General features: G+C 76.3%; 1 protein-coding gene. It reads right to left on the minus strand.

Annotation, left to right across the window (positions count from 1 at the left end; all coding sequences use genetic code 11):
- Positions 1-447, minus strand: a 447-nt coding sequence (locus KBX39_RS32845; protein ID WP_247660843.1) for a Gfo/Idh/MocA family oxidoreductase, incomplete at both ends; no start/stop codon positions are given.

The raw sequence follows: 447 nt of genomic DNA on the forward strand, positions 1-447 counted from the left end.
GGACTGAAGCCGAACGTGCAGCGCAGCGTCGCCGACCCCGCGGCGCCGTGCACGGTGACGGTGGTGCGGTCCAGCGACTCGTGCGAGGCCCAGCAGGCGTGCAGGGCGACGGAGGCGCCGGTGTCGGTGAGCAGGAACCCCCGGGCGGTGTCCTCGACGTCGCCGGGAACATGGCCTGCGGTGTCGGCCCCGCCGCGCCAGGCGGCGTGGGCGGCGCTGTCGTTGACGAAGTCGTCCGAGACGCTGCCGATCGCGTGAGTGACCCGGGCCGGGCCGAGCAGCGGCAGCACCGTGTCGAGCAGGTGCCAGCCGAGGTCCACCAGCGCGCCCCCGCCGGACTGGTCGCGGCGGGTGAACCAGCCGCCCGCGTCGGGCACCCCGCGGGCGCGAACCCAGGCCACATCGACGTGCCGGATCGGGCCCAGCCCGCCGGTCACGTCGGCCAGC

The sequence above is a fragment of the Micromonospora sp. D75 genome (assembly GCF_018070405.1).
GTDB lineage: Bacteria > Actinomycetota > Actinomycetes > Mycobacteriales > Micromonosporaceae > Micromonospora > Micromonospora chalcea.